The organism is Microbacterium sp. Se5.02b, assembly GCF_019464375.1.
Classification (GTDB): domain Bacteria; phylum Actinomycetota; class Actinomycetes; order Actinomycetales; family Microbacteriaceae; genus Microbacterium.
Map to the genome: position 1 here is coordinate 3,981,870 of NZ_CP080491.1, position 24,645 is coordinate 4,006,514.

A 24,645-nucleotide genomic window follows, 5' to 3' on the forward strand; every position below is an offset into this window, starting at 1 on the left:
AGGGAGGGCAACAGCGTAGGGAAGGTCAGAGTCTCCGACTCCGCCCTCACCTACGCTGTTCCACCCGTGGCAGCGCCGGCTCTACTGGGTGAGGCCGTACTCGAACGAATCGACGTCTTGGATGTACCCCGTCGAGGCCGCGTTCTTTGCCGCCGTGACGATCACCTTGAGAGTGTGGGGACCGTTGCTGAGACCTGTCTTCTCGAAGAGCACCCGCTGCTTCGTATCGGTTGCCGCGTACGTATCGATGCCGGCCTGAGCGAGAACGCCGTCGATGTAGACATCGGCCTTGCCGTGGTTGACGTTCTTGCTACCCGTCCACCGGACCGCCGTGCCCGTGAAGGCGAGCTCCGCATACGCGTTGGCATTCGAGGTGTAGTGAAGCGTGCCGTTCAGGTGTCCGGATGCGACGGGGTTGGATATCCAGGCTCCGCCGTATGTCAGACCGGAGTATGCGTCATCCACCTTCTTCCACGAGACCTTCGGCACCCCGTACTCGAACGAATCGACGTCCTGCCCGAACCCGATCGCGGCCGGGTTCTTCGTATTCGTCACCACGATCTTGATCGTGTGCTGAGCATTCGACAGCGCAGTGTTCTCATAGAGCACCTGCTGATTGGCCCCTCCGCCGTAGGTGTCCACTCCCGGCGCCACGAGGACCCCATCGATGTACACGTCCGCCTTGCCGTGGTCGGGGTTCTTGGCTCCCTTCCACCGGATGCCGCTTCCCGTGAAGGTGAACTCCGCCGAGTCGTTGTGGTTGTAGGTGTAGTGCACGGTGCTGTTGAGGTACCCCGAGGCGTTCGTGGATGCGGTCCAGGCCGGGTTGTACGTGATCGCGGGGCTGTTGTCGTCAACCGACGTCCAGACCAGCGGGGGATTGCCGATCTCGAAACTGTCCACGTCTTGGTAGAGCCCGATGGACGAGTTGTGCTTCGCGCCGGTGACGACGATCTTGATGGTGTGCTGCGCGTTGGTCAGCCCTGTCTTTCCATAGAGAACTTGCTGCTGCACTCCGTGACCGAAAGTGTCGACGGCGGGGGTGTCCAGAACGCCGTCGATGTAGACGTCGACCTTTCCGTGGTCGGGGTTCTTCGTACCAAGCCATTTGATGCCCGTGCCCTTGAACGCGTACTCGACATAGCTCCCGACCGTGTTCGAGTAGTGCACCGTGTTGTTGTACGACCCGCTCGAGTTCGTCGACGCGGACCACCCGGACGAATAGGTGATGCCCGGGGCACCGTCATCCACCTTGGACCAGGAGGGAGCATGCGCCACCGGCGGCGCCAGGGGTCGGGGTGCAGCGGTCGGGACCGTGTCGGTGTAGCGGTAGTTGAACCGTGAGTTCGGTGCCGCATCGCCGTTCGTGTAGAACTCCGATACGTCGCCCTGGGTCTGCATGTTGTCGTGCCACTTGAACTGGATGTCCACGGGCGTGCTGGTGTTCGTCAGGCCCAGCGCTGCTCGCGGGATGGCAATCTCCATCTTGTTGCCCGAGATCTTGTACTGGATGTTGCTCGCAACGGTGTTCCAGTTCCATCCGCCCGTTGACTTTTGCAACGTCGTGGTCGTGGCGGTCACGCCGGTGCGGTTGAGCACGTAGTTGTACCCGGCCCAGTTCGGATCTGTGCTGTTGGTTCTCAGGAACAGGCGCATCCAGTTGGGGTCGGTCGCGCTGCTGATGTTCCCTACGGTCTCGACGTAGAAGTAGACGTTGGTGCTATCTTTCGCGACCTTCGACATCTTGATCTCGTTGCGTCCGGTCGCGTTGGAGTAGGCGGGTCGGTTTCCCCCGGCCGGCATGCTCCGCTGCGCCTTGTCGGCGGTATCGTCACGGAACTCGGGCGACACCGTCGACCACGACGTGAAGTCCCCATCGATGGCGATGGTCTGCGGCGCGCTGATCGTCTCGGGCTTTCGGACGCCCTTGAATTCGCGGATGAAGTCGACGAGTTGGTAGTAGTAGTTGTCGGCGTAGCCGCCCTTCATCGGCTCGATGTCTCGGCTGAACTCGGGCGTGAAGACGTCGGTGAATCCTCCCGCGGTAGGGCTCTGGGGTAGACCGACCAGACGGCCGGCGGTCCATTCGTTCCACCCCGTGATGAACACGAAGTCCGGATCCAGCTGCAGAGCGCGGTCCGCCTGTTCTTTGAAGTTCCGCCCTTCATTCGTCGGATACGACGGGTCGATCGGATTCGTGCTCAACGGCTGCTGCCCGTTGCGGAAGCTCCGCCCTCGCGCGATGAAATTCCCCGAGGCGTCGATCCTGCTCATCTCGATGTAGTTAGGGTCGGAGGAGACCGAGCTGGAGTTCTGAGCGACGCTCACCGCCATCATCTCGTTCGCGTTGGTGTCGGTGTAGTACGTGGGCTGGGGGTAGTTCGACATCCAACCCCACTCGTTCGCGTTCCACGCCCCGCCGTAGCCTGCGTTGCCCTTGCGGTAGGTGAAGAAGCTCTGGATGGCCGGGTCGGTGATCGACGTGGGGTCCGCCATGATGAGCGGCTTGCCCTGCCACGTGAACCAGAGATCGCTGTAGAGGTTCTGTGAGTACAGGTCGGCATAGAGGGCCGACACGGCATCCTTGCTCCGCTGCCCTTCCCATGGCACGAGGAACATCACTTCGGGGGTGTCCCCTCCGGTCGCCCGGACATCGGTGAACACCTGCATCAGCTTGAGGAACGTGCTCTTGTAGTAGCCGGTGTTCTCCGGCGAGCCGACGTTGAAGTTCGACAGATCGAAGATGAGCGTGTCGACGCCGGCGTCAGAGAGCATCTGCGCATGCTTCTTGAGCACGTACTCGTCTTCGTTGTGGTAGTAGCCCCACATCGGTTCTGCGAAGTTGTGCGACCCGGGTCCCCACGGCGGCTGGCTCGAGGTGTTCAGGTTGTTGAGATTCGACGTGAGGATCTTGTTCACGTCGGCGACCGTCGAGGTGCCAGGGACGAGAGAAGAGGCGTAGTAGAGGAAGTAGAACATGCCGACGAACTTGTCCGGCCGGGCATCGCTCACGTCTTCGTACGTCGCGACCTTTCGGTCCAGCGCATCGGTGGCGACCCACGTGTCGCTCTTCACATCCCACGTGGGAGCGGCACTCGCCGTGCTGGTTTCGGCTGTGGGACTGAGCACTGACACCAAGGTCAGAACGAGCCCTACAACGAGGAGTTTGGCGACCGCAAATCTGGTCGTGCGTGATTTGACCATGGACTTCCTTGTCGGTGGCGATGGGTGTTAAACGTTTAACAGCGATATGTGTTCGATCATAGAAGGCGTCGCCCGTGTCGTCAACAGTCACATATCAGTGACGAGCGCGCTCCACCGCGGTCGGCGTCAGGACGACGTCATCGCGAACAGCCCTTCGCGGTACGTGAAGACCGCCCCGGGCCTGCCGGCGACTGTGTCGGGGTGCCCCGGCGGGTTCAGCGTCGGGGCTCGGAACCAGACTGACGCGAAGACAGCCGGGTCCTCCCGGAGCGTCTCGATCACATCGGTGAGATAGTCCTCACGAGCGTTCACCTGATCGAGTGCGAGCAACTCCAGCAACTCCCGGACAACGCCCTCGGCGGGCGCCGTCCGGCGAGCGACCGAGTCACGTATGAGTGCTGCCAGATTGCTCTCCCGACAATGCAGGCCGAGTGCCCGCGTCGACCGATGGAAGGCGTCCAGTTCGCGAAGGAAAGGCGCGAAATCCTCACCGATCCGCAGATCGGGTGGCAGGGTCTGCGCGATATCCAGAGCCTTCTGCAGGAAGGATGCGGTCGCCGACCATCTCAGTCCCAGGTCTTCCAGAAGCCACGGGTGCGGATCCACATCGGCCGTGACCATGAACGTGCTTGCCCGGGTCGAGAGCCAGGCTGGGGTCTCTGCGACGGAGCCGCGCAGGATGGCCTTATCCAACGAGTGTCTGGCACCACGGCGGCCGGTCTCCCGCGCGAACCACGACACGTCCCACGGATACATCTCCATCGCGGCGCTGACATTCCGCCAGATGTCTTCGACTGTCGTCCGGGTCGATGGATCGGCATAGCGCGCTGAGAGTGCAGCGAGAACCTCATCATCGGTGAGGTCCTCGCCCGCGAGTGCGAGCGCGGCGGCTTCGAGATTCGGGTCGTAAGGCGCAAGATCCAGCCCGTAGTATTCCTTGACCGAAGAGACCCCTGGCACGGCCATCATGGTTCGCACCTGGTGGTACGTCGCGAGTGGGGACTGCAGACGGGTGAGGGTCTCGGTCTCCTCCGTGGCCGCGCCGAAGTACCCCTCGATGGCCACCCGCATTCCCCGCTCGGACGCAGCCCGAGCGAGATTGCTCGTGTTGCGATCTCCGGCGTGAGCGACCATGCACTCCGCGATGTTGTTGTGCAGGGCGAGGCCGAGAATCTCCGGGCGTTCGAACTCGCCGATACACCCGAGGATCTGTCCCGCCGAGAGCTCCCAGGGCGACCACCACACCCGCCCGCCCGTCATGCTCGCCCACTCCCCGGCGAGCGATTCGACGAACGCCGGCAGCCGGCGGTGGAGGGGCACTCCACCGCACCGCGGACACTCGCCGAACTCCGAGCAGAGCCACGCGTCCTGGTCGTACGTGTAGAGCCAGAGGTCGTCGACGGGATATTCGTCATGCAACCGCCGCAGGAGATGACGGTAGTACCGATGCACCTCGGGGTCGGAGACGCAGTTCGGAGGCGCATCCCCGAACTCATTGTGCCTGTTGAACGGCGCCCCGAAATGGAAGACCGTGCGCAGCCCGACCCGCCTCGCCAGCGCGAGGCGCTCGGCCAGTTCGGCCCGGCGCTCCGCCCGGCGGTCAGGCCTGCTGTTGAGCTCGAGTCTCTGTCTCATCCCGTCCCATTCGGTGGCGGGCTCCACGACATCCTCGAGGTTGAGTGCTTCGTCGCCGGGTCGCGATCCCCACGCGATGTTGAGCTGAAGGGTCGTGAACCCCAGGCGCTTCAGACGCTCCAACGCCTCCTCCGACCACGCGGTGCCGTGCGGGAATGTCGGGTGGTTGAGGATCGCGACGGTATCGATGAGGGGGCGTGGAGAATCGGGAGAGTACATGTCACCTCGAGCTAACGCTGCGTCGAACAGCTGGTGGGCGGGGGAATGAGGTTGAGGTTCCGTCGGTGATGTCACTCCAGTCCCGTTCCGACCACTCCCTTGGTGAACCACTTCTGGAACACGAGGAAGACGATCAGCACCGGGACGACGCTGATGACGGCGCCTGCGAAAGTGATGGGTGGGGGGATGTAGGCGAAGTCGTTCTGGGCGAGCCGGGCGAGCGCGACGCTGAGCACCCGGGTCTCCGCAGCGGGCGCCGCGATGAGGGGCCAGATGTACAGGTTCCACGCGGTGAGGAAGGTCACCACAGAGTAGGCGGCCACTATCGGCCTCGTCAGTGGCAACGCGATGAGTCGGAAGGTCGTGATCCAAGACGCTCCATCCAATCGCGCGGCTTCGAACAGACCTGTCGGCAATCCCGCGAAGAACTGACGGAACAGCAGAATCGCCACCGAGCTGGCCGCCGCGATCGGGATGATGAGGCCGGCGAACGAGCCGACCAGTCCCACCTGGAAGGTGACGACGTACATCGGGATGATCATGAGGTTCGTCGGGACGAAGATCGGGATGACGAAGAGGGCGAGCAGACGTGTCGCTCCTGGGAACGGGATGACCGCCAGCGCGAAGCCCGCCGGCAGCGATACCGCGAGCTGTACCACGATCACCCCCGCGACGAAGATGAGACTGTTGAGGATCGACCGAGGTTCGACCACCTGCAGGGCGCTCAGGAGGTTCTGCCACTGCGGCTCGGCAGGGAAGAGCGCGGGAGGAAATTGGGTGATCTCTGAGGCCGTCATGAGGGATCCGCCGAAGAGGTACACCAGGGGCAGGACCATGACGAGCCCGACGACGAAAATGGCGATGTAGCGGAGGAGAATTCGAGTCTTCATCGTGCCGTCCTTCCCGCGCCGGCCCGCCAGGCAACGAGTGCCAAGAACGCGATGACCGCGATCTGGAGGAGCGAAGCGGCGCTGGAATAGCCGACCTCGCGCTGGACGAAGGCCGCTTTGTACGCGAACAGACCGAGTGAGGTCGTCGAGTCCAGCGGACCGCCGTTGGTCGTCACGAGTGCGAAGTCGAGCGATCCGGCGGTGAAACCGACGACCTGGAGCATGGCCACGACGACCGTCGTTGACGCCACGTTCGGCCAGGTGATCTGCCACATGGTCCGCCAGCGCCCGGCGCCGTCGAGCGCGGCCGCAGCATAGATGTCCTCGGGGACGCGCTGCAGGGCGGCGAGGTAGAAGATGATCGCGAGGGGGAGCGACGTCCAGATCATCATCACGACGATTGCCGGAAGCGCGAACGAGGTCGTGTTCAACAGGCTCGGGATCTCGACGCCGAGCAGTGTTCCGAGCGCCGCCAGGGGCCCCCGGTCGCCGTCATAGATGAAGCGCCACAAGACTGCCGACACCGACACCGACACAACTATCGGGGCGAAGTACATCAATCGCAGCAACCCGATGCCCGGAAGCCGGACGTTCACGAGCACCGCCAGCATGAACCCGAGGGCGACCGTGGGCGCCACACCCATCAGCGCGAAGAGCGCGGTGATCCCGAGGGAACGATAGACCTGGCCGTCGGAGAAGAGTCTCTTGAAGTTCTCCAGACCGACCCACGCCGGGGTGTTGAAGAAGCTCCAATCGAAGAACCCCAATCCGATCACGATTCCTACGGGCACGATGACGAAGACGATGAAGAGCACAAGCGCGGGGGCCAGCATCACGCTGGCGCTGCGCACATCGGATTTCTGATAGCGACGTCTCATTCGGGCGCTTCCATATTGGGGGCTGGCGCGAAGCACGCTCGCGCCAGCCCGGTTGAGGCGGATCTACTTCACCGCAGCGTTGAGTTCTTCCTGGGCCTGGCGGTAGGAATCCGCCACGGTTGCGTGCTCGATGAGGACGCGCTGCTGAGCCGCGACGAGGGCGGGGTCCAGATCTGCCGAGACATCGACCGGCACCGGAGGCCCTCCCAGATAGGCGTCAGAGACCGCGACTTCGGTCACCGGGGTGAGGCTGGCCGGCACCGGGTTGGGGTCGTCGCGCCAGGCGCCGTCGGTGACACCGTTTTCGGTTACTGGAATCACGCCGAACTCGGAGGCGACCTGCATTCCCCCGTCCGTGCTGAAGAACCACGACAGATAGTCCCATGCCGCTTCCGCGTTGGGCGAGTCGGCCATGATCGACAGACCGTACGAGCCCCCGCCGATCGCGTTCTCGCCGTTCAGTTTCGGGACCAGCGCGACGTCCCAGTCGTACTCGGCGAGCGAGTCTCGGTACCCGACGATCGCCGGGCGGGTGTTGAGCATCATCGCGGCCTGGCCGGCTCCGAAGTAGTCGGTCTGGGCGCCTTCAGCCTGGTACGGCGTGCCCCAGCCCTCCTGCCATGGCTGCAAGATGGTCTTCCACCCTTCGATTCCGGCCGCATCCGCGAAGACGAACTCACCCGCCTCGTCATCGAAGACCTCGGTTCCCGACGCGTGGAGCACCGGGTTGTAAACGGCATGCCAGTTCTGCGGCTGATAGCCCCAGTACTGCCCGGCTCCCGCAGCGCTGATCTGCTCGCCGACGCGGTACATGTCGTCCCAGGTCCAGGTGTCCGAGGGCAGCTCGGTCACGCCGGCTCGTTCGAACAGCGTCTTGTTGTAGTAGAGGAGCATGGTGTCGGCGCTCACTGGCAGACCGCCCACGGCGCCCGAAGACGGGTCCGACACGTAGGGACTCAGCCAGGCGGGGATGAACTGGTCTTCGGAGAGCCCGCCCTTGCCCTCGGCCAGCCAAGGCTGCAGGTCTTTGATCAATCCGTCGCTCTGGAGTTGAGCGTTCGCGAAGTTGATGATGATGTCGGGGGCGTCGCCGCTCAACTGCATCGTCAGCAGCTGCTGTGTGTAGTCGTCGCCGCCCAACTCGACGATCGAGACGGGCACCTCCGGATCGGTGGCGTTGTATGCCTCCGCGTATGCGTTGAACGCCGTCAGCAGTGCCGGATGAGCACCGATCTCGATTTCGTCGCCGGCGGCGCCGCCGCCGTTCGCTCCCGCGCAGGCGGTCGCGGAGAGAGCGAGACCGACGATGGCGCTGATCCCGATCGACCGCATCCAATAGTTTTTCGAACCGACCACGTTGTCGTCTCCTTCACTGTGTGAAACGTTTAACACAAGTAGTACTCAAGTCACGCACCGCTGTCAACCTGCCATTTCGGCCCTCGATCTCGACGCGCTGTCGCAGTGACGTCGGGATCAAGCCGTACTGTCGCGGACGATGAGTTCGGGGGTGAGCACGACGTTTCGGTGCTCGTGTGGGCGCTCGGCCTCGTCCCTCAAGAGAGAGAGGGCCTCGCGGGCGATCTCATCGATCGGCTGCCGCACCGTCGTCAGCGGCACAGATGCTGAAGCCGCGAACTCGATGTCGTCGTACCCCGTCAGCGCCACGTCGTCCGGAACACGCAAGCCTGCGCTCGACAGCCCCGCCAAGACACCGAGAGCAGTGAGGTCGTTGACGGCGATGATGCCCTCGACGTCCGGGCCGTCAGCCAGGAGTTCTTCAACTGCAGCCCGTCCATCGTGCGACGTCTGATCGCGCGTGTCGACGCGTCGAACCAGCGTGCCCCCACCCTCCAGGACGGCCCTCTGAACGCCCCGCCACTTCGCATTCACCTGGCCGATCGGGCCGCCGATGAATGCCAGGCGCCGCCGACCAGACTCGATCAGGTGCTTGGCGACCAAGTACCCACCCTCCTCATCGTCCAGCACCACCGAGCAGAATGCCGGCGTCCAGTTGCCGAACAGCACGATGGGCATGCCGCGGTCGCGAAGCCGGGCCATACTGACGCTCGGGCCACCCACGGGCGCCACGAGCAAGCCGTTCACCCGATGCTCTTCGAGAAGCGCCAAGTAGCGGTCTTCACGATGCGGCAGTTGGTCGCTGCTCGCCAGCAGGATGCTCTGCCCCGTCTCCTCGGCGCTCTTTTCGCACGCATGGGCGAGATTCGCGAAGAACGGATTCGCGACGTTCAGCACGATCATGCCAATTGTGGTGCCGGTGCCGGTGCGAAGCTGTCGGGCGAGCTGGTTTCGCACGAAGCCCAGATCATTCATCGCGCGCACGACGCTGGCCGTCGTCTGCGGTGTCACGCGCCCCGGCTGGTTGAGCACATGCGACACCGTTGCGATCGAGACACCCGCCCGATCGGCCACGTCTTTCATCGAGACCCGCTTGATCACGAAATACCCCCTTCAGCCACGCGACGGGGATCGCGTACTTGACGGCTACCTAAACACATAACTACGATCATGCCAGTTGATATAAACGTTTAACAGAACCGGGACTACATCGGATGACCGCTCGCTCTGAAGGTTCACCCGTCCGCGTCGGCTTCGTCGGCACCGGCGTAATGGGCCAGATGGCGCATTTGGCCAACTACGCCCGCCTCGGGACAGCCGTCGAGCTAGTCGCCGTCGCCGAACCGCGCCGCGAGCTGGGCGCGGCCGTGGCGCGCAGATACGGATTCGCCCGTGCGTACACCTCCGCAGACGAGATGCTCGAGCACGAAGATCTCGACGCTCTGGTAGCGCCTCAGCCATTCACCCGTCACCTGCAGATCCTCGGCCCGCTCTACGCTGCCGGCCTGCCGATCTTCTCAGAGAAGCCCCTCGCTTCATCGACCGCCCTCGGCGTGGAACTGCTGAGGCTGCTGGACGCCTCCCCGACCCCCTTCCACATGGTCGGATATCACAAGCGCAGCGACCCAGCGACCCAGCGCGCCAGAGCGCTCATCGCCGGGCTCCTCTCGAGCGGAGAATGGGGTGCCCTCCGTTACGCACGGCTGACGATCCCCGGCGGAAACTGGGCGGTCGACGCAGTGGACGACGTGATCTTCTCGGATGAAGAGGTGCCCCTCCTCGGCCCGGACGGGGAGGTCGACTCGGCCTTCGAGACATTCGTCAACTTTTACTCCCACCAGACGAACCTCCTTCGACACCTTCTGGGCGAGTCCTACGCGGTCAAGTACGCCGATCCGTCCGGGCGCCTTATGGTCGCGGAAACCGCATCGGGTGTGCCCGTCGCCCTCGAAATGGAACCGTGGCGACGTGAGCAGGGCTGGGAGGAATACGTCATCATCGGATTCGACCGGGGCTACATCAGGGTGGACTACCCCGCACCTCTCGCAGCCCGCAAGGCCGGAAAGCTGACCCTCTACAGCGAGCAGGGCGACGAGGGCGAACTCCGTGAACTGGAGCTACCGCCTGTCCACGCCATGCTTTCGCAGGCCCGCGGATTCGTGGAGGCGGTACGGACGCGCACGGAGCCGGTGTCAGAAGCACACGACGCCCTGGAAGACCTCAGGATCGCTGACGAGTACCTCGCCGCGGTCCGCGGAGCCCGATCGTGACTCTTCGGTGGCGCAAGGAGTTCATCGCAGCCGAATCCTTCGAGTCCGCGGCCTTCGTCGACGTCGACGGGGATGGCGTCCTCGACATCGTGTCGGGCTCGTTCTGGTACCGCGGTCCCGATTTCATCGAGCGCACCCTGTTCGCCCCGGACGCGCGCCACGGCGAGTATCACGATGACTTCGGCTCCGTCGCGATCGACCTGACCGGTGACGGCCGTCCCGATATCGTGACAGGCGGCTGGTGGGGCAACGAGCTGCGGTGGCGCGAGAACACCGCCGCGGCGGGCGAGGATCGACTGTGGCCGGAGCATCTGATCGCCCGCCCCGGTGCCATCGAGCAGCCGAGTGCGTGGGATGTCGACGGGGATGGCGTGCCGGAGCTTGTGCCGAACACCCCTGGTGATCCCCTTGTCGTCTATAAGCGCGACGGTCAGCGCTGGAGCGCAGGAGTCGTCTCTGGGTTGGCGCAGGGCCACGGTCTGGGATTTGGGGACATCAGCGGGAACGGACGCGGAGATCTCGTCGTCAACTACGGGTGGTTCGAGAACGCCGGTCCCGACGCGGAGTGGCTTCTCCACCGCGACTTCGATCTGGGCAAGGACGCGAGTGTCCCCATCCTCGTCACCGACGTCGACGGCGACGGCCTCAACGACCTGATCGTCGGGCACGGGCACGGGTATGGGCTGGACTGGTGGCAGCAACGACTGCATCCCGATGGGCGACGAGAGTGGATCCGCCACGTCATCGATCCCGCAGTCTCGCAGTGTCACACCCTCCGGTGGGCCGACATCGACGGCGACGGTGTCGACGAACTCGTGACGGGAAAGCGCTGGAGGGCGCACCCGACCGGAGATCCGGGCAACGAGGACGATCTCGGAATCTGGTACTACAAGTGGGCGGACGGCGCCTTCGTCAAGCACACCGTCGACGCCGGTCCCCCAGGATTCGGGTCGGGTGTGGGGATCGACTTCGATCTTGCCGACCTCGACGGCAACGGCTACCTCGACCTGGTCGCACCAGGCAAGGACGGCCTCTGGCTGTTCCGAAATCTCGGCCCCGCGCCGTTGTGATGCGAAACGGACTCGACCGCGCCCCGATCCGCGCGCTCGTCTCTACCACCGTGTCTCAACTGCAGGTCGGGCGGGTGATCGACGGTGGTCCGCTGATGACTCGGACGCCTTCCCTCGGCTGGAAGATCACCAGCGATACACCGAACTGGCACCAGACCGGGGCCGAGATCGAACTCTCACTGGCGGGTCTCGTCCGGCGGTATGAGATCGACGGTCCGACGTCCGTCGCGGTCCACTGGCCCTTCGATCCTCTCCCCGAGATGGCCGAGTTCTCCGTTCGCGTCAGGGTCTCCGGACCTGACGGACAGTGGTCATCCTGGAGCGCTCCGGTCTCCCAGCGGTGTGGCGTCATGAGCCGGTGCGAGTGGCGCGCGCCCTTCCTCGGGCACCCGAAGCCGACGGCGCGGGCGATGCCGTTCACCCTTCGAGGTCTCGTGCGGATCGAACCGGGACTCCGCAGTGCGACCGCCTTCGCCACGGCCCTCGGCGCCTACTCCATCGAGCTCAACGGTCGCGAAATCGACGACGCCGTGCTGAAGCCCGGCTGGACGCCGTTCCGTGAACGGGTCGACTATCACACCGCCGACATCGGGCCGATGATTTCGATCGGGACCAACGTCCTCCTCGCAACGGTTGCGGGAGGATGGTTCACGGAGAACCTCGGCGACCCTCAAGCACCGCGACCGTACGGCGAGCAGCCCGCAGTTTCTCTTCAAATCCACTTGCAATACGCCGACCGCATCGAGGTGATCGTCGCCGACGAGACGTGGCGCGTCGCGCCGCAGACTCCGATCGTGTCCTCGAGCATCTACAACGGTGAGCGGTGGGACGACCGCCTGCATCGCCGCGAGTGGAACGAGGCGGACTTCGACGACGCCGCATGGCCGCGGGCACGAAGCGTGGAATGGAAGCCCGAACCGGGTCCGGCCCAATCACCCCGCATCCGCAGGTACGAGACGATGCCCGTCTCTCGTGTACTCCGATCTGTCTCCGGGAAGACCATCCTCGACTTCGGGCAGAACCTCGTTGGCTGGGTAGTCGTCCAGAAGCCGGCGGTGCGCGGCGCGCGCGTGTCGCTCCGGCACGCCGAGGTGCTCGAGCAGGGCGAGCTGAGCACTCGCCCCTTGCGAAAAGCACAGGCGACCGACGAAATCGTTCTCGACGGTCGCGGAGGGACATGGGAACCGAAGTTCACCTTTCACGGCTTCCGCTATGTGGAGGTCGAGGGTTGGCCAGGAGAACTCGATCCCGCCGACATCGCCGCGCAGGTCGTCCATACCGCTATGGAACGCACGGGGCATTTCGAATCGTCAAGCCCTGAACTCAACCGCCTTCACGAGAACATCGTGTGGTCGATGCGGGGCAACTTCCTCGGCGTCCCTTCGGACTGCCCCCAGCGGGACGAGCGACTCGGGTGGACCGGCGACATCCAGGTGTTCAGTCCCGTCGCCACCTTCCTCTTCGACTGCGAACAGTTCCTGAGATCCTGGCTCACCGACCTGGCGACCGAGCAGCGTCAGCAATCAGGAAGCGTTCCGCTCGTCGTGCCGAACGTGCTCCTCGACGCGAGATGGCTGCATCCGACGGCGGGATGGGGGGATGCGGCCACGGTGGTTCCTGCGGAGCTCTATGCGCGCTTCGGGGATGTGGGAGTTCTTCAGAGCCAGTTCGACAGCATGACCGACTGGGTCGACGTCGTGCGATCACGGCTCACGCCGTCGAGCATCTGGGAAGACAAGGAGCAGCTCGGGGATTGGCTCGACCCGCACGCCCCTCCGGATCGGCCGGAGCTCTCCACGACCGAGCACGCGTTGGTCGCGACCGCCTACGCCTTCCGATCGGCTCGGCTTCTCGCCGACGCCGCCACGGCCTTAGGAATGCGCGAGGCTTCTGCGCGCGCGTCCGAACTCGCGACCACCGTGCGCGGCGCATGGGCCGAACGGTTCGTCCGAGCCGATGGGAGCCTGACCTCAGAGTCTCAAACCGCGTACGCCCTGGCGATCGAGTTCCGTCTCCTCGAATCCCACGAGGAGCGATCGGTGCTCGGCGACCACCTGCGGCGCCTCGTCGAGAAGGACGACCACCGGATCGGAACCGGATTCTTGGGCACTCCCGTCGTTCTCCGAGCGCTCAGCGCGACGGGACACCTCGAGACCGCAGAGCAGCTGCTCTTTCAAACCGAACCGCCATCGTGGCTCTACGCGGTCAGGATGGGCGCGACCACCATCTGGGAAAGGTGGGACAGCCTCCTCCCCGATGGGTCGGTCAATCCCGGAGAGATGACCTCGTTCAATCACTATGCCTTGGGAGCCGTCGCCGACTGGATGCACGGTGACCTGGCAGGCATTCGACCTCTAACGCCCGGGTACAAGAAGATCGGCGTCACCCCGTTGCCCATCGAGAGCCTCAGCTGGTGCCGGGCCTCCGTCGAGACTCCTTACGGCACAGTCGCCACCGGGTGGGAGCGAGATGGTCTCTCCCTCGATTATTGGGCGACCGTGCCGCCCAATACGACCGCGATCATCACGCTCCCCGGGGCCGAGGGATTCGAGGTCGGATCCGGAGATCACCGGTGGCAGATCTCGCCCTGATCTCGACAAGTCTCCTCCCGGTCCGTTTGCGGGGAGACCGTCGTTCACACGGAACCTACACTCAGTTGAAATCGCCACCCGGGGCCATGTCGGCGAAGCGGGAGTAGTGGCCCTGGAATGCGACGGTGATCGTGGCGGTGGGGCCGTTGCGGTGCTTGGCGACGATCAGGTCGGCCTCGCCGGGACGCACGTCCTTGTCGTAGACCGAGTCACGGTGCAGGAGGATGACCATGTCGGCGTCCTGCTCGATCGAGCCGGACTCTCGCAGGTCGCTGATCGCGGGCTTCTTGTCCTGGCGCTGCTCGGGACCACGGTTCAGTTGCGACAGGGCGATGACCGGCACCTGGAGTTCTTTGGCGATGAGCTTGAGGCTTCGCGAGAACTCCGAGACCTCCTGCTGTCGCGACTCGACGCGCTTGCCCGAGGTCATCAGCTGCAGGTAGTCGATGATGACCATGCGCAGGCCTTCACGCTGCTTGAGGCGACGGCACTTCGCGCGGATCTCGACGAGCGTCATGTTCGGGCTGTCGTCGATGTAGAGCGGGGCATCGTTGATGCGGCCCCGGGTCGCGGCGACGGTCGTCCAGTCGCGAGGGTCGAGGTTGCCCTTTCGCATGTTCTGCAGCGGGATCTGGCCCTCGGCGCTGAGCAGTCGCATCGCGATCTCGCTCTTGCCCATCTCGAGCGAGAAGAACACGGAGGGGAGGTCGTGCCCGATGGATGCCGCGCGCGCGAAGTCGAGAGCGAGGGTCGACTTTCCCATTGCCGGGCGGGCGGCGACGACGATCATCTGGCCGCCGTGCAACCCGTTGGTGAGTTCGTCGAGCTCGCGGAAGCCCGTTGGCACACCGGTCATCGATCCGTCACGGCCGCTGGCCGCCTCGATCTCTTCGAGCGCCGCGTCGACCGCGACCTGCAGCGGCACGTAGTCTTCCGCCGTCTCCGAGCCCGTGACCGAGTAGATCTCGGCCTGGGCGTTGTTGACGATGTCGGTCGCGTCTCCCTCACCCGCGTAGCCGAGCTGGACGATACGCGTGCCGGCGTCGACGAGGCGTCGCAGGATCGCCCGCTCCGACACGATGCCCGCGTAGTAGCCGGCGTTGGCCGCCGTCGGGACGATCGAGGTGAGTGTGTGCAGGTAGTCGGCGCCGCCCGCCCGCCCGAGTTCGCCGGTCTTGATGAGCTCGTCGGTGACGGCGACGACGTCGGTCGGCTCACCGTGCGAGTACAGGGAGAGGATCGCCTCGAAGATGAGCTCGTGCTTCGGGACGTAGAAGTCGGCGCCCTTGAGCGTCTCGATCACATCGGCGACCGCATCCTTCGACAGGAGCATTCCGCCGAGCGCGCTCTGCTCCGCGAGAAGGTCGTGCGGAGGCGTGCGCTCGGGCGGACGCTGCCCTCCCAGGCGCTCCTGTGAGATGTCGGCGATCGACACAATCTTCCCTTCGATGCGACGTTTCCGATGCGTTGTCCTGATGAGACGCGTCGGCGGCGGGGCCGCATGGTGCTCGGCCGTCGCGCCACCCTGAACAGCGAAACAGGTGCCTCCGACATTCGGTCGCTCGCCCACGCTACGAGCGAGTCTTTCCCCATGCAACACGGCCTGTGGATAACCATGTGGAAAGCGTGCGGACAAAGTCGGAGTGTCTGTGCACAACGGGTGTGGATAACCCCGTGGAGGGCACCGACTTCAAGATTTTTTATGCCCCGCGACCAGGTTTTTCCTCTTTCCCCAACCTGTGGATGAGAATCAGTTTAAATCGCGCGTTGAAGGTTGCCCGTCTCGAACGGGGATGTGTAGAACCTGGGGAAAGTCAAGCCGAGATTTCTCCGGGCGCGTCACATCCCGACATCCCCGGAAACTCGCCTCCCACCCCCTAGACAGGACGGCTTCTCGCGAGTATCGTCACCCGCAATCGACGCACCTGTGTCGACGTACGTTGCCTTCGGAGGGGGAGGTCGACGTGGACGTTCGGGCCACCCGACGCGGCGTTCCTGCCGCCGTCCTCTGGGGTGGGATCGGCGTGCTCGCCTGGGCGACCTTGACCGTCCTTCTCGGCGGCGGATCCGCGCACGCGGACGACCAGGACGACGGTCCGCTCGACGGACTCACCTCGCTCGTGAGCGAGACGGTGTCGGCCGTTACGGCCCCCGTCACCCCGGTCGTCACTCAGGTGGTCGCACCCGTCGTCACGCAAGTCGTCGCCCCCGTGCAGCGCACCGTTCCCCGGTGGTCGCCGCGGTGACGCAGCCCGTCGCCGCGGCACCGGTGGTCGGGCCCGTCGTGGCCCCCGTCGTACACACCGTCTCGGAGACGACGGCAGCGGTCGTCGCCCCCGTGACCGAAGCCATCACGAAGGCCCCGGTCGCACAGATCGCCGACCCGATCCTCGACACCGTCGCCGGGGTCCCCCTGGTGGGCGACCTGGTCTCCGACCTCGGGATCACCTCTGCCGTCGGCGACCTCGTCGGCGTGATCGACGACACGACCGCGCTCCTCGGTGACGTGACGACCGAGACGGTCCCGCCGGTGCTCGAAGCACTGGTTCCGACGGCTCCCGGCGACGGCGATCACGGCGGAGCGACGGTGCCCGCCGCACCTCTGCCGGATGCCGCGACCATCGCACCCGCGACGACCACGAGCGCCGGAGCGACAGGGGCGATCGATGCCTCTCCCGGCGCACCGGGCCCACGAGAAGCCGCACCGCCGCCCGCCACCGCGATCCTCGGCGACGATGCCGCGGCTCGAGCCGCCGACGACACCATCCGTGTGCCTTCCGGACCCTCGAGCGGAAACCCGCCAGGAGTCCCTGCTCCCGCATCTTCCTCCGCCGGTTCCGGCGGAGGAACCGGTGCTGCCCACGCGCGCCTCAGCGACGTGGACGCTTCTCCGCTCCGTGCTGGTGAGCGGACCACCGGCGCGGCCGACGACGTGCTTCCTTCGTCGCCGGTCGCCGACACCGACGTCTCTCCCGACTGACGGATCGTCACGTCGTTCCCCGTGGGAACGACAGATGCTGTGCTGCGCGCGCACTCTCATCGCGCGCACCCATCAGACGCTCATCAAGTCAGGAGAAAGATCATGCGCACGTACCTCAAGCGAGCCCTGTGGGGCACGCTCATCGCCGGGGGCATCACGCTCCTCGGCGCGACGGCCGCGAACGCGGCCGAGACCACCGGAGACGACGGACTGCTCTCCGGCACGCAAGCGGAGACAGCGATCACTGCACCGATCTCGGTCGTGGGCAACGCGATCTCGGTGCTCGGCGACGCGGTGACCCCCGCACCGGCCCCGGCTCCCGCCCCCGCGCCTGCACCTGCACCTGCACCTGCACCGGCTCCCGCCCCGGCTCCCGCGACCAGCGGGGAGTCGGGCACGGGATCCGGCACCCAGGCCGTGGTCACCGTGAACCTCCCCGTCACTGTGACGAACAACGCCGTGAGCGTCACCGACACGTCCTCGACCAGCGCCCCGGCCGCGACTCCCCAGAGCCCGGCTCCCCAGACTGCGGCACCGGCCGGGGCGCCTCTCGTGACCACGAACGGTGCCGACGGGGTGCTCTCGGGAACGCAGGCGCTCCTCGCGGTCAACGCCCCGATCACCGTCACGGGCAACGCCGTGTCGCTGCTCGGCGACACCGACAGCACCGCACCCACCGCTCAGGGCGCCGCAGCACCGGCATCCTCTGGTTCCGGCGGTGCCACGACGTCGGGAGACGACGGCATCGCCAGCGGCACCCAGGCGGTCGCGCCCATCACGGCACCGGTGACGGTGTCGGGCAACGCGATCTCGCTGCTCGGCGACGCGAGCTCTGCCACGTCCGGCGGCTCTGCTGCGTCCGGACCGTCCGCTCCCCGTCAGGGCCGAGCACGAGCGGTGACGACAGCACCCTCGGCGGCACCCAGGTCACCGCACCCGTCACCGCCCCCATCGGCGTGACAGGCAACGCGATCTCCGTGCTCGACGACGCCACCGTCACCCACACCCCGGAAGCGGCACCACCGCCCCCGCCGGCCCCACCACCGGAGGGAACACCACGAGCGGTGACGACAGCACCCTCGGCGGCACCCAGGTCACCGCACCCGTCACCGCCCCCATCGGCGTGACAGGCAACGCGATCTCCGTGCTCGACGACGCCACCGTCACCCGCACCCCGGAAGCGGCACCACCACCCCCGCCGGCCCCACCACCGGAGGGAACACCACGAGCGGTGACGACAGCACCCTCGGCGGCACCCAGGTGGGCCTTCCGATCTCCCTTCCGATCACGGTCGGCGGTAACGCCATCTCCGTGGTCGGCGAGGCGACCGTGACCGACCCGGGAACGGACCCCGGAACCGACCCGGGAACGGATCCCGGAACCGACCCGGGGACGGACCCTGGAACCGACCCGGGCACCGACCCCGGAACGGACCCTGGATCCGGCCCCGGTACCGACCCAGGAACGACTCCCGCCACCTCGACCGGGTCGGTCAGCGCTTCGGGCGCAGCCGCCGCCGGGCCGGCGACGGGGCTCGCGATGACCGGCGGTGCGTCGTCGGGAGGCCTCGTGGCCTTCGCCGCTCTGCTGCTCCTCCTCGGGGTGCAACGCTGCTGCGTCGTCGATTGACGGCGTAGCGCCGACCCCGGCGGTGCGGTCGTCCTCGGGGAGGAGACCTCGTACCGCCGGTGCGCCGCTGCGTCCAACCCCACGTCGACGGAGGCGGAGCCCCAGCTCACCCCGTCACACGACGCCGGCGCTGAAGCACGGATGCCCCGTGGCCCCACCACGGGGCATCCGTCGCGCCCCGGAGCGCGGCGGAGCGATCAGTCGCCGAGGCTCGATGGACGACGGCTCAACAGGGGACGGAGTGCGCGGCAGCGAGGCTCGGTGTGCGGACGAACGCGCACAACCGACGCGAGACCGCGTCGGCCTCGTCCTCTTGCTGACGCAGGACCTCGAGGGCGACCGTGCCCGACGCGACGGACTCCCCGGGTCGTCGAAGGACATGGGAAGCGCGGCGCACTGCGAGTGTCCGCACAGCAGGTGTGCGAGCTCATGGGCGACGACGTGCAGCCGATACCACCGTGGATCGGACCCCCGAAGCGCGATCCTCGCCCGGTCGCCGTCGACGAGCACGAACCGGGGGACGGTCTTCCACTCGTCGTCGTCCAGCACGTCGACCTCGATGTCGACACCGAGCAGCACGGACACCCGCGCCGTGATGCTCTGCACACTCGCGCCGCGTTCGACCTCCAGCTCTTCGAAGAGCTGGGTCACTCCGTATCGACCGTTCATGATTCCCTCCGCCCGCGCGCCCGCGCCGTGATCGGCCGAGCGCTGCTCCCACTGAAGAGACGAGAGGACATGCCCCGTCATTACGTCGATCTGCCCATGACTTTCGGCCAGACTTCGCGCCGAACGTCGCTATCCCTTCGTTCAGACCGAGAGCCGCCGGGTGAGGCGTTCGCACCATCGATCCGCACGTAACATGTTATGTGCGACTGCGGCTGCAGTCTGGAGAAGGGGGTCCACCGTGGTCTGGGGAAAGCGGGGGAAGGCCCACCGGCGTCATCCCCTCGAAGCGAGCGGCGCCTTGCGCGGACCGATACCCGAACTGCATGAACTCGCGACCCATGCGCGCGCCCTCGGAGCCGCGGCCGAACGGTTCGCCGGAGCCGCGAGCGCCTACGCCTCGGGCAGCGTCCCGATAGCCCTGCCGCCCCTGCTCGCGATGCTGAGCGAACCTGCCGAGCTGCTCGACGAGGTGAGCGACCTCGACTCCGCGATCTCGGTGCTCGAGCGTCAGGCGCCGGTCGCCGCCGTCGACGAGCGCGGCCGTCAGTGGACGAGCGCCCTCGCCCCCGCTCGATCCTCTGGTGCGCGGAGCAGTCCAGGCTCGGCGACGTCGACTACCTCCAGCGGCTGGAGCGGAGCAGGGATCGGCAGCACCGGCTCACACGACCGCAGGCTGCGGAAGCTCCGTGCAGTCGCGGTCACGGCTGCGGGGATCGCCGCGTGTACTGGCCCGGTCGAGCACCCCATCTCTCACCGGCGTGTCCGCACCACCTCACCGAGGCCGAGCAGCGAGAGCTTCTCGACCTGTACGCGATGACCGTTGCCACGCACGCGTGCACGGGATGCGGCGCGCTTCCGGGCGAGGAATGCTCACTCGACGGACGCGGCGTGAAGAAGGTCGGCGGACGATGGCCGGCGAGCAGAGCGTTCCGGAATCGCGCGGTCCATGTGGTGCGGTTCGAGGAGCCGCAGCGGTGAGACACCGGGTCACGTGGGGCCCGGAATGCGAGAACGCCCCCTGTCCCGAAGGACAGGGGGCGTTCGGACGTGCCTTACTTGGCGGCGACGACCTGCAGCGTGATGACTGCGGTGACGTCGTCGTGCAGACGCACGGTCGCCTCGTGGTCACCGGTCACCTTGATGGGCGACGGGATGTGCACCTTGCGCTTGTCGATCGAACCCAGGCCGGCGGCTGCGACAGCATCCGCGACGTGGTCGGTCTTGACGGAGCCGAAGAGACGACCCTCCTTGCCGGCCTTGACCGTGAGGCGCACCTTCGTGCCCTCGAGAGCGTCCTTCAGTGCGACAGCGTCGTCACGATCGTGGATCGCGCGTGCCTGACGCGCGGCCTGGATCGATGCGACCTGCTTTTCGCCACCGCGGGTCCACGCCGTAGCGAAGCCCTGGGGGATGAGGTAGTTGCGGGCGTACCCGTTCTTGACCTCGACCACGTCACCGGCGCTACCGAGCCCGGCGACCTCGTTCGTAAGAATCAGCTTTGCCATCTCGATACCCCTTACCGGCCGGCGCCAGCGTAGGGCAGGAGCGCCATCTCGCGTGCGTTCTTGATCGCCGTGGCGATCAGACGCTGCTCCTGCACCGAGACACCGGTGATACGACGGGCGCGGATCTTGCCGCGCTCCGAGACGAACTTGCGAAGGGTGGCGACATCCTTGTAATCGATGACACCGACCCGGATGGACTTCGCGGGAGCGGCGTTCTTCGCGCCCTTCCGCGGCTTGCGGCGGTCGCCGCTCGACTTTCCAGCCATTGTTTTTCCTTAGTGATGAGCGGATGCCGACCGTGAGGGTCGGATCCAGAAGTTGTTCAGAACGGGGTGTCGTCGCCGAAGCTGCCCGGAGTGCTCCAGGCATCGGCGCTGGTCGAAGAACCGGGCGTGGACCACGGCTCTTCCGACACCTGCTGCTGCGCGGGACGAGACTGTCCTCCGCCGCCACCGCCGTTCGAGGCAGCGCGGGTGACCTGCGCGGTCGCGTAGCGCAGCGAGGGGCCGATCTCGTCGACCTCCAGCTCGATCGCGGTGCGCTGGTTGCCCTCGCGGTCCTGGTAGGAGCGCTGACGCAGACGGCCCTGCGCGATGACGCGCATGCCCTTCGTCAGCGAACCCGCCACGTGCTCGGCGAACTCGCGCCACACGGATGCACGGAGGAACAGCGCTTCGCCGTCCTTCCACTCATTCGCGGCGCGGTCGAAGTTCCGAGGCGTCGATGCGATGGTGAAGTTCGCCACCGGCAGCCCGTTCTGCGTGTACCGCAGTTCGGGGTCGGCCGTGAGGTTTCCCACCACGGTGATGACGGTTTCGCCTGCCATGGGACTTAGGCCTTCGCAGCCTTGGCCGCCTTGCGGGCAGCCTTCTCTTCGGAGCGCTTGGCCTCGGAGGCGATCATCGCCTGTGCCTCTTCGGCGCGGAGGACCTTGGTGCGCATGATCTGCTCGTTCAGCTTCAGCTGACGGTCGAGCTCCTGCGTGGCCTCGCTGGTCGCCGTGAAGTTGACGACGGCGTAGATGCCCTCGTTCTTCTTCTGGATCTCGTAAGCCAGACGGCGCTTGCCCCAGATGTCGACGTTCTCGATAGAGCCACCATCGTTGGTGATGACCTTGAGGAACTTGTCGAGCGTAGGTGCGACCTGGCGCTCGTCGATCTCGGGGGTCAGAATGACCATGAGTTCGTACTGGTGCGTCACTTACCCACCTCCTTCGGACTAGAACGGCTCTCGGGGCTTTCCCGGGAGCAGGAGGGTGTGTGCACGTGCCCACCCCAGGAATCCCGAATGGACGCCGGAAGGCAGACAACCTCGACAGTCTAGCGGAGATTCGCCCGCACCGCCTGCCTGCGCTCCATGCCGACTCGGGTCTCCCCTCATCCGCTATCCCAGGACGAGCGCTCCGTTGAGAATCACGATCGTGACCGCCAATGCTCCCAGCGTGATGACGACCCCCGCGAGAGGGATCCATCCCGAAGCACGGATGCGCGACCTCAGCAGCAGGTAGGCGGCAGCACAGATCAGAAGGACGGCGAGATCGACGGCCCAGAACCCTCGGGTCGCACGATCCACAGCAGGATAATTGCAGCGATTCACGCAACCGGCGACGGTGAAGGTCATGCTGTAGACAAACAGCGCTCCCACCACAGCAAGGAGGACCTGCGCGGCCATGAGCCCGTCACCAATCGAGATCCTCGCCTTGGCATCGTCGGGGGGTCTCTTCACGCTAGCCTCCCTAGTTCGAATCCGTGAGCAGGAACTGTATCCAGCCCGCCACTCCGCCTGCGAACTGTCCGTAGCTGTTGTGAATGGCGTAGCTAGAGTCATTCGGATTGCTCTGACAGAAGAAGTCTCCCGCAAGGCAATACTCGCGCACCTTATAGACCCACCCCTCTGCGGTTGTGGCTCCATAGGGCCAACCCCAGTACCTGTAGCTCGCGAGGCTGCTTTTCGGAAATGTGAGGCTTTGACTCAACAACCCGTTGTTCGGTTGATTGACGAAGTTCGTCAGCATCCCCGTCCGATACTGCGGATCACCGAATAGGGCGACCGCTCGGATGTTGTTCTTTGCTGACGTCGTCAGCGCAGGAACGGTGGCCCCGGTCAGCAGGTGACTGACTACCATCGCACCCTGTGAGTGACCGATCAGAACGATCGGGGCATACGGGCACGTCTGGTTGACGTAATTGACCTCGGCGGAGAGACGGCTGACCCCGAGGTTGACGCTGTCCTCGAGATGTGGAGGTGGTGCTGCGGGGTAGTTGAGCGATTCGAAGTAGAAGGGCATGCCCGACACTCCTAAGCTCGTTCGCACCCCAGCGACGTTGCCCATCCCCCCGCTGGTCCATACGCGGTCCCCATGCGCAAGACCACTACCGGTCGGCGAATCGGTTCCTCGGACGAAGATCACGACGGCGAAGTCACAGATGCCAGAGGCGACCGAAGCACTCGCGGGAGAAGCCGCAGAGGTGGCGGAGCCCAAGGTGGCTACGACTGCCAGCACAGCGAGCCATCCCTGCGACTTCCCGACGCCCCGCCTCGGTCGCCTTCTCTTCCTGTGCAAAGGACGTTGTTCGATCTTGCCAAATCTCACCTTTGAGTAGCGCATACGTAACATCTCACTTATAGATTGCCACCGGTTCGACCGTCAGCACCTCCTGCCGTCGTCCCGGTCGGCAGCGATTCAGAAGCACGATCGTGCCGTCCGCGCCGCCAGGTAGCTCAGATACACGCCACCGAGCACTAGGGTCGCGACGCCGACGGGAAGAGCATGCTTCGGCACGAGGTTCTGCCCGATGAGGTCGGCAGCCGAGCGCAGCACGGCGCTGGTCAGCACGGTCGCCAGCCGATGTGTCGGCCCGTTCTTGATGATGAGGCGCGGTCGGTCCCGGCGCACCTGACACCCGCTTCCGCCGCAGAGTTTTGGCATGCTGGAGAGCGTGCCCGATGACCGTCATCGGGCACACGACCAGAGGGGGGACGCCATGCGCGTCAAGAAATGGGGGGTCGGCGTCATGATCGCCGCCGCCGTACTGCTCACCGGGTGCTCGGCGGGAACGTCCGAGAAGCCGGCGGAATCGAAGCCCAGCGGCGGTGCGTCGCAGGAGGCGGAGGCGCCGACGTCGGACTGCCCCGAGCTGAAAGAGGGCGACACGGTCGACGGCTCCGCGCTGAGCACCTGCATCGCTGAGGCCATGTCGGACACGGCGGGGTACGCCGCTAAGACCACCGTCATGGGCATCGAGTCGACGGCGAAGTTCAACCCGGCGGAGAAGGCCATCGAATCGATCTCACCCGTCGGATCGCTGATCGCCCTCGGCGACGACGTCTGGGTCAAGTCCGCCACGAGCGAGTGGCAGGTGGCCGACCCGTCGTCGAGCGATCCGGTCGTCGCTGCTCTCAGCGCGACGGCGGCCGACGTCACGTCGCTCGACCCCGCCGCTGCGGCCGCGGGCATCTCGGGCGACTTCACCGTGACGGGCACGGGCGAGCGCCTGGGCGAGAAGGTGTACCTCCTCTCCGGAACGGTCGAGCAGCAGGGCACCCCTGTCGACGTCGTCTTCGAGGTCACGGAGGACTACGTGAGCCTCGCGTCGACCAGCAGCGCCTCGGTCGAGGGGCAGTCGGTCGAGGTCGCGATGGAGATCACCGAGTGGGACGTGAAGCAGGACATCGTCGCACCGCTCTGATGCGGAGCTGACGCGGCGGGTCGGGTCTGATGCCTCGGCCCGCTGTGCGTGCTCCGCTCG

The 24,645-nt window shown here is 65.8% G+C and carries 25 protein-coding genes; 9 read left to right on the plus strand and 16 right to left on the minus strand.

Translation table 11 applies throughout. The annotated features are described in order from the left end of the window. Positions 1–81: 81 nt before the first annotated feature. From K1X59_RS20005 to K1X59_RS20030, 6 genes are all read right to left on the minus strand, one after another. The gene (locus tag K1X59_RS20005; protein WP_220173783.1) at positions 82–3,129 is read right to left on the minus strand and encodes a hypothetical protein; all 3,048 of its coding nucleotides are present in this window, start codon (positions 3,127–3,129) and stop codon (positions 82–84) included. Positions 3,130–3,330: 201 nt separating this feature from the next. Continuing rightward, the gene (locus K1X59_RS20010) at positions 3,331–5,133 is read right to left on the minus strand and encodes a hypothetical protein (protein WP_183151317.1); all 1,803 of its coding nucleotides are present in this window, start codon (positions 5,131–5,133) and stop codon (positions 3,331–3,333) included. Beyond that, a complete protein-coding gene (locus K1X59_RS20015; RefSeq protein ID WP_183151318.1) occupies positions 5,130–5,948 on the minus strand; it encodes a carbohydrate ABC transporter permease in 819 nt (272 codons plus the stop codon). Before K1X59_RS20015 ends, K1X59_RS20010 begins: the two co-directional genes overlap by 4 nt. Further along, the gene (locus K1X59_RS20020; RefSeq protein ID WP_183151319.1) at positions 5,945–6,799 is read right to left on the minus strand and encodes a carbohydrate ABC transporter permease; all 855 of its coding nucleotides are present in this window, start codon (positions 6,797–6,799) and stop codon (positions 5,945–5,947) included. The genes K1X59_RS20015 and K1X59_RS20020 overlap by 4 nt, the downstream gene beginning before the upstream one ends. 90 nt (positions 6,800–6,889) lie before the next feature. After that, positions 6,890–8,182 (minus strand): extracellular solute-binding protein, encoded by a 1,293-nt coding sequence (locus tag K1X59_RS20025; protein ID WP_183151320.1) that lies wholly within the window; start codon positions 8,180–8,182, stop codon positions 6,890–6,892. Positions 8,183–8,299: 117 nt separating this feature from the next. Continuing rightward, positions 8,300–9,283 carry a LacI family DNA-binding transcriptional regulator gene (locus K1X59_RS20030; RefSeq protein ID WP_183151321.1) on the minus strand — a complete coding sequence of 328 codons (984 nt, stop codon included), beginning with the start codon at positions 9,281–9,283 and terminating at the stop codon, positions 8,300–8,302. Between the two features lie 113 nt (positions 9,284–9,396). Between K1X59_RS20030 and K1X59_RS20035 the strand changes: the two genes are divergently transcribed. The 3 genes from K1X59_RS20035 to K1X59_RS20045 all read left to right on the plus strand — a co-directional run bounded on the left by K1X59_RS20035 (position 9,397) and on the right by K1X59_RS20045 (position 14,113). Further along, complete coding sequence (locus K1X59_RS20035; protein ID WP_183151322.1) at positions 9,397–10,452, plus strand: Gfo/Idh/MocA family protein; 1,056 nt, start codon at positions 9,397–9,399, stop codon at positions 10,450–10,452. Further along, entirely contained in the window at positions 10,449–11,522 is a 1,074-nt protein-coding gene (locus K1X59_RS20040; RefSeq protein ID WP_202045415.1) for a VCBS repeat-containing protein, read from the plus strand. The genes K1X59_RS20035 and K1X59_RS20040 overlap by 4 nt, the downstream gene beginning before the upstream one ends. A 95-nt stretch (positions 11,523–11,617) precedes the next feature. Beyond that, on the plus strand, positions 11,618–14,113 hold the full coding sequence (locus tag K1X59_RS20045) for an alpha-L-rhamnosidase (RefSeq protein ID WP_183151323.1): 2,496 nt from the start codon (positions 11,618–11,620) through the stop codon (positions 14,111–14,113). A 61-nt stretch (positions 14,114–14,174) separates the two neighbouring features. On the opposite strand, the gene dnaB is transcribed toward K1X59_RS20045, so the two are convergent. Beyond that, on the minus strand, positions 14,175–15,548 hold the full coding sequence (gene dnaB / locus K1X59_RS20050) for a replicative DNA helicase (protein ID WP_183151324.1): 1,374 nt from the start codon (positions 15,546–15,548) through the stop codon (positions 14,175–14,177). A 529-nt stretch (positions 15,549–16,077) separates the two neighbouring features. Between dnaB and K1X59_RS22205 the strand changes: the two genes are divergently transcribed. From K1X59_RS22205 to K1X59_RS22210, 3 genes are all read left to right on the plus strand, one after another. Beyond that, positions 16,078–16,359 (plus strand): hypothetical protein, encoded by a 282-nt coding sequence (locus K1X59_RS22205; protein WP_244632241.1) that lies wholly within the window; start codon positions 16,078–16,080, stop codon positions 16,357–16,359. After that, positions 16,344–17,093 carry a hypothetical protein gene (locus K1X59_RS20055; protein WP_244632242.1) on the plus strand — a complete coding sequence of 250 codons (750 nt, stop codon included), beginning with the start codon at positions 16,344–16,346 and terminating at the stop codon, positions 17,091–17,093. Before K1X59_RS22205 ends, K1X59_RS20055 begins: the two co-directional genes overlap by 16 nt. 102 nt (positions 17,094–17,195) lie before the next feature. Continuing rightward, the gene (locus tag K1X59_RS22210) at positions 17,196–18,053 is read left to right on the plus strand and encodes a chaplin family protein (protein ID WP_258566964.1); all 858 of its coding nucleotides are present in this window, start codon (positions 17,196–17,198) and stop codon (positions 18,051–18,053) included. Positions 18,054–18,089: 36 nt separating this feature from the next. Here K1X59_RS22210 and K1X59_RS20065 read toward each other — a convergent pair whose 3' ends face one another. Then, positions 18,090–18,227 (minus strand): hypothetical protein, encoded by a 138-nt coding sequence (locus K1X59_RS20065; protein WP_220173784.1) that lies wholly within the window; start codon positions 18,225–18,227, stop codon positions 18,090–18,092. Positions 18,228–18,353: 126 nt separating this feature from the next. Here K1X59_RS20065 and K1X59_RS20070 point away from each other — a divergent pair, with 126 nt between their 5' ends. Further along, complete coding sequence (locus K1X59_RS20070; protein WP_220173785.1) at positions 18,354–18,722, plus strand: hypothetical protein; 369 nt, start codon at positions 18,354–18,356, stop codon at positions 18,720–18,722. A gap of 114 nt (positions 18,723–18,836) precedes the next feature. Here K1X59_RS20070 and K1X59_RS20075 read toward each other — a convergent pair whose 3' ends face one another. Further along, positions 18,837–19,391 carry a hypothetical protein gene (locus K1X59_RS20075; protein ID WP_220173786.1) on the minus strand — a complete coding sequence of 185 codons (555 nt, stop codon included), beginning with the start codon at positions 19,389–19,391 and terminating at the stop codon, positions 18,837–18,839. A 298-nt stretch (positions 19,392–19,689) separates the two neighbouring features. On the opposite strand from K1X59_RS20075, the gene K1X59_RS20080 reads away from it, so the two are divergent. Next, positions 19,690–20,208, plus strand: coding sequence for a hypothetical protein (locus K1X59_RS20080; RefSeq protein ID WP_220173787.1), 519 nt, complete (start codon positions 19,690–19,692; stop codon positions 20,206–20,208). Between the two features lie 235 nt (positions 20,209–20,443). On the opposite strand, the gene rplI is transcribed toward K1X59_RS20080, so the two are convergent. The 7 genes from rplI to K1X59_RS20115 all read right to left on the minus strand — a co-directional run bounded on the left by rplI (position 20,444) and on the right by K1X59_RS20115 (position 23,825). Further along, positions 20,444–20,896, minus strand: coding sequence for a 50S ribosomal protein L9 (gene rplI, locus K1X59_RS20085; protein ID WP_183151328.1), 453 nt, complete (start codon positions 20,894–20,896; stop codon positions 20,444–20,446). A gap of 11 nt (positions 20,897–20,907) precedes the next feature. Then, the gene (gene rpsR, locus K1X59_RS20090) at positions 20,908–21,162 is read right to left on the minus strand and encodes a 30S ribosomal protein S18 (protein ID WP_017203799.1); all 255 of its coding nucleotides are present in this window, start codon (positions 21,160–21,162) and stop codon (positions 20,908–20,910) included. A gap of 56 nt (positions 21,163–21,218) precedes the next feature. Next, positions 21,219–21,722 carry a single-stranded DNA-binding protein gene (locus K1X59_RS20095; RefSeq protein ID WP_183151329.1) on the minus strand — a complete coding sequence of 168 codons (504 nt, stop codon included), beginning with the start codon at positions 21,720–21,722 and terminating at the stop codon, positions 21,219–21,221. A 5-nt stretch (positions 21,723–21,727) separates the two neighbouring features. Beyond that, positions 21,728–22,096 carry a 30S ribosomal protein S6 gene (gene rpsF / locus K1X59_RS20100; RefSeq protein ID WP_183151330.1) on the minus strand — a complete coding sequence of 123 codons (369 nt, stop codon included), beginning with the start codon at positions 22,094–22,096 and terminating at the stop codon, positions 21,728–21,730. Between the two features lie 183 nt (positions 22,097–22,279). Further along, entirely contained in the window at positions 22,280–22,621 is a 342-nt protein-coding gene (locus K1X59_RS20105; protein ID WP_183151331.1) for a hypothetical protein, read from the minus strand. A 10-nt stretch (positions 22,622–22,631) separates the two neighbouring features. Then, a complete protein-coding gene (locus tag K1X59_RS20110) occupies positions 22,632–23,513 on the minus strand; it encodes a cutinase family protein (protein WP_309491608.1) in 882 nt (293 codons plus the stop codon). A 66-nt stretch (positions 23,514–23,579) separates the two neighbouring features. Further along, positions 23,580–23,825 (minus strand): iron chelate uptake ABC transporter family permease subunit, encoded by a 246-nt coding sequence (locus K1X59_RS20115; RefSeq protein WP_183151333.1) that lies wholly within the window; start codon positions 23,823–23,825, stop codon positions 23,580–23,582. 55 nt (positions 23,826–23,880) lie between these two features. Between K1X59_RS20115 and K1X59_RS20120 the strand changes: the two genes are divergently transcribed. Beyond that, the gene (locus tag K1X59_RS20120; protein WP_244632244.1) at positions 23,881–24,585 is read left to right on the plus strand and encodes a hypothetical protein; all 705 of its coding nucleotides are present in this window, start codon (positions 23,881–23,883) and stop codon (positions 24,583–24,585) included. The last annotated feature ends 60 nt before the right edge of the window (positions 24,586–24,645 follow it).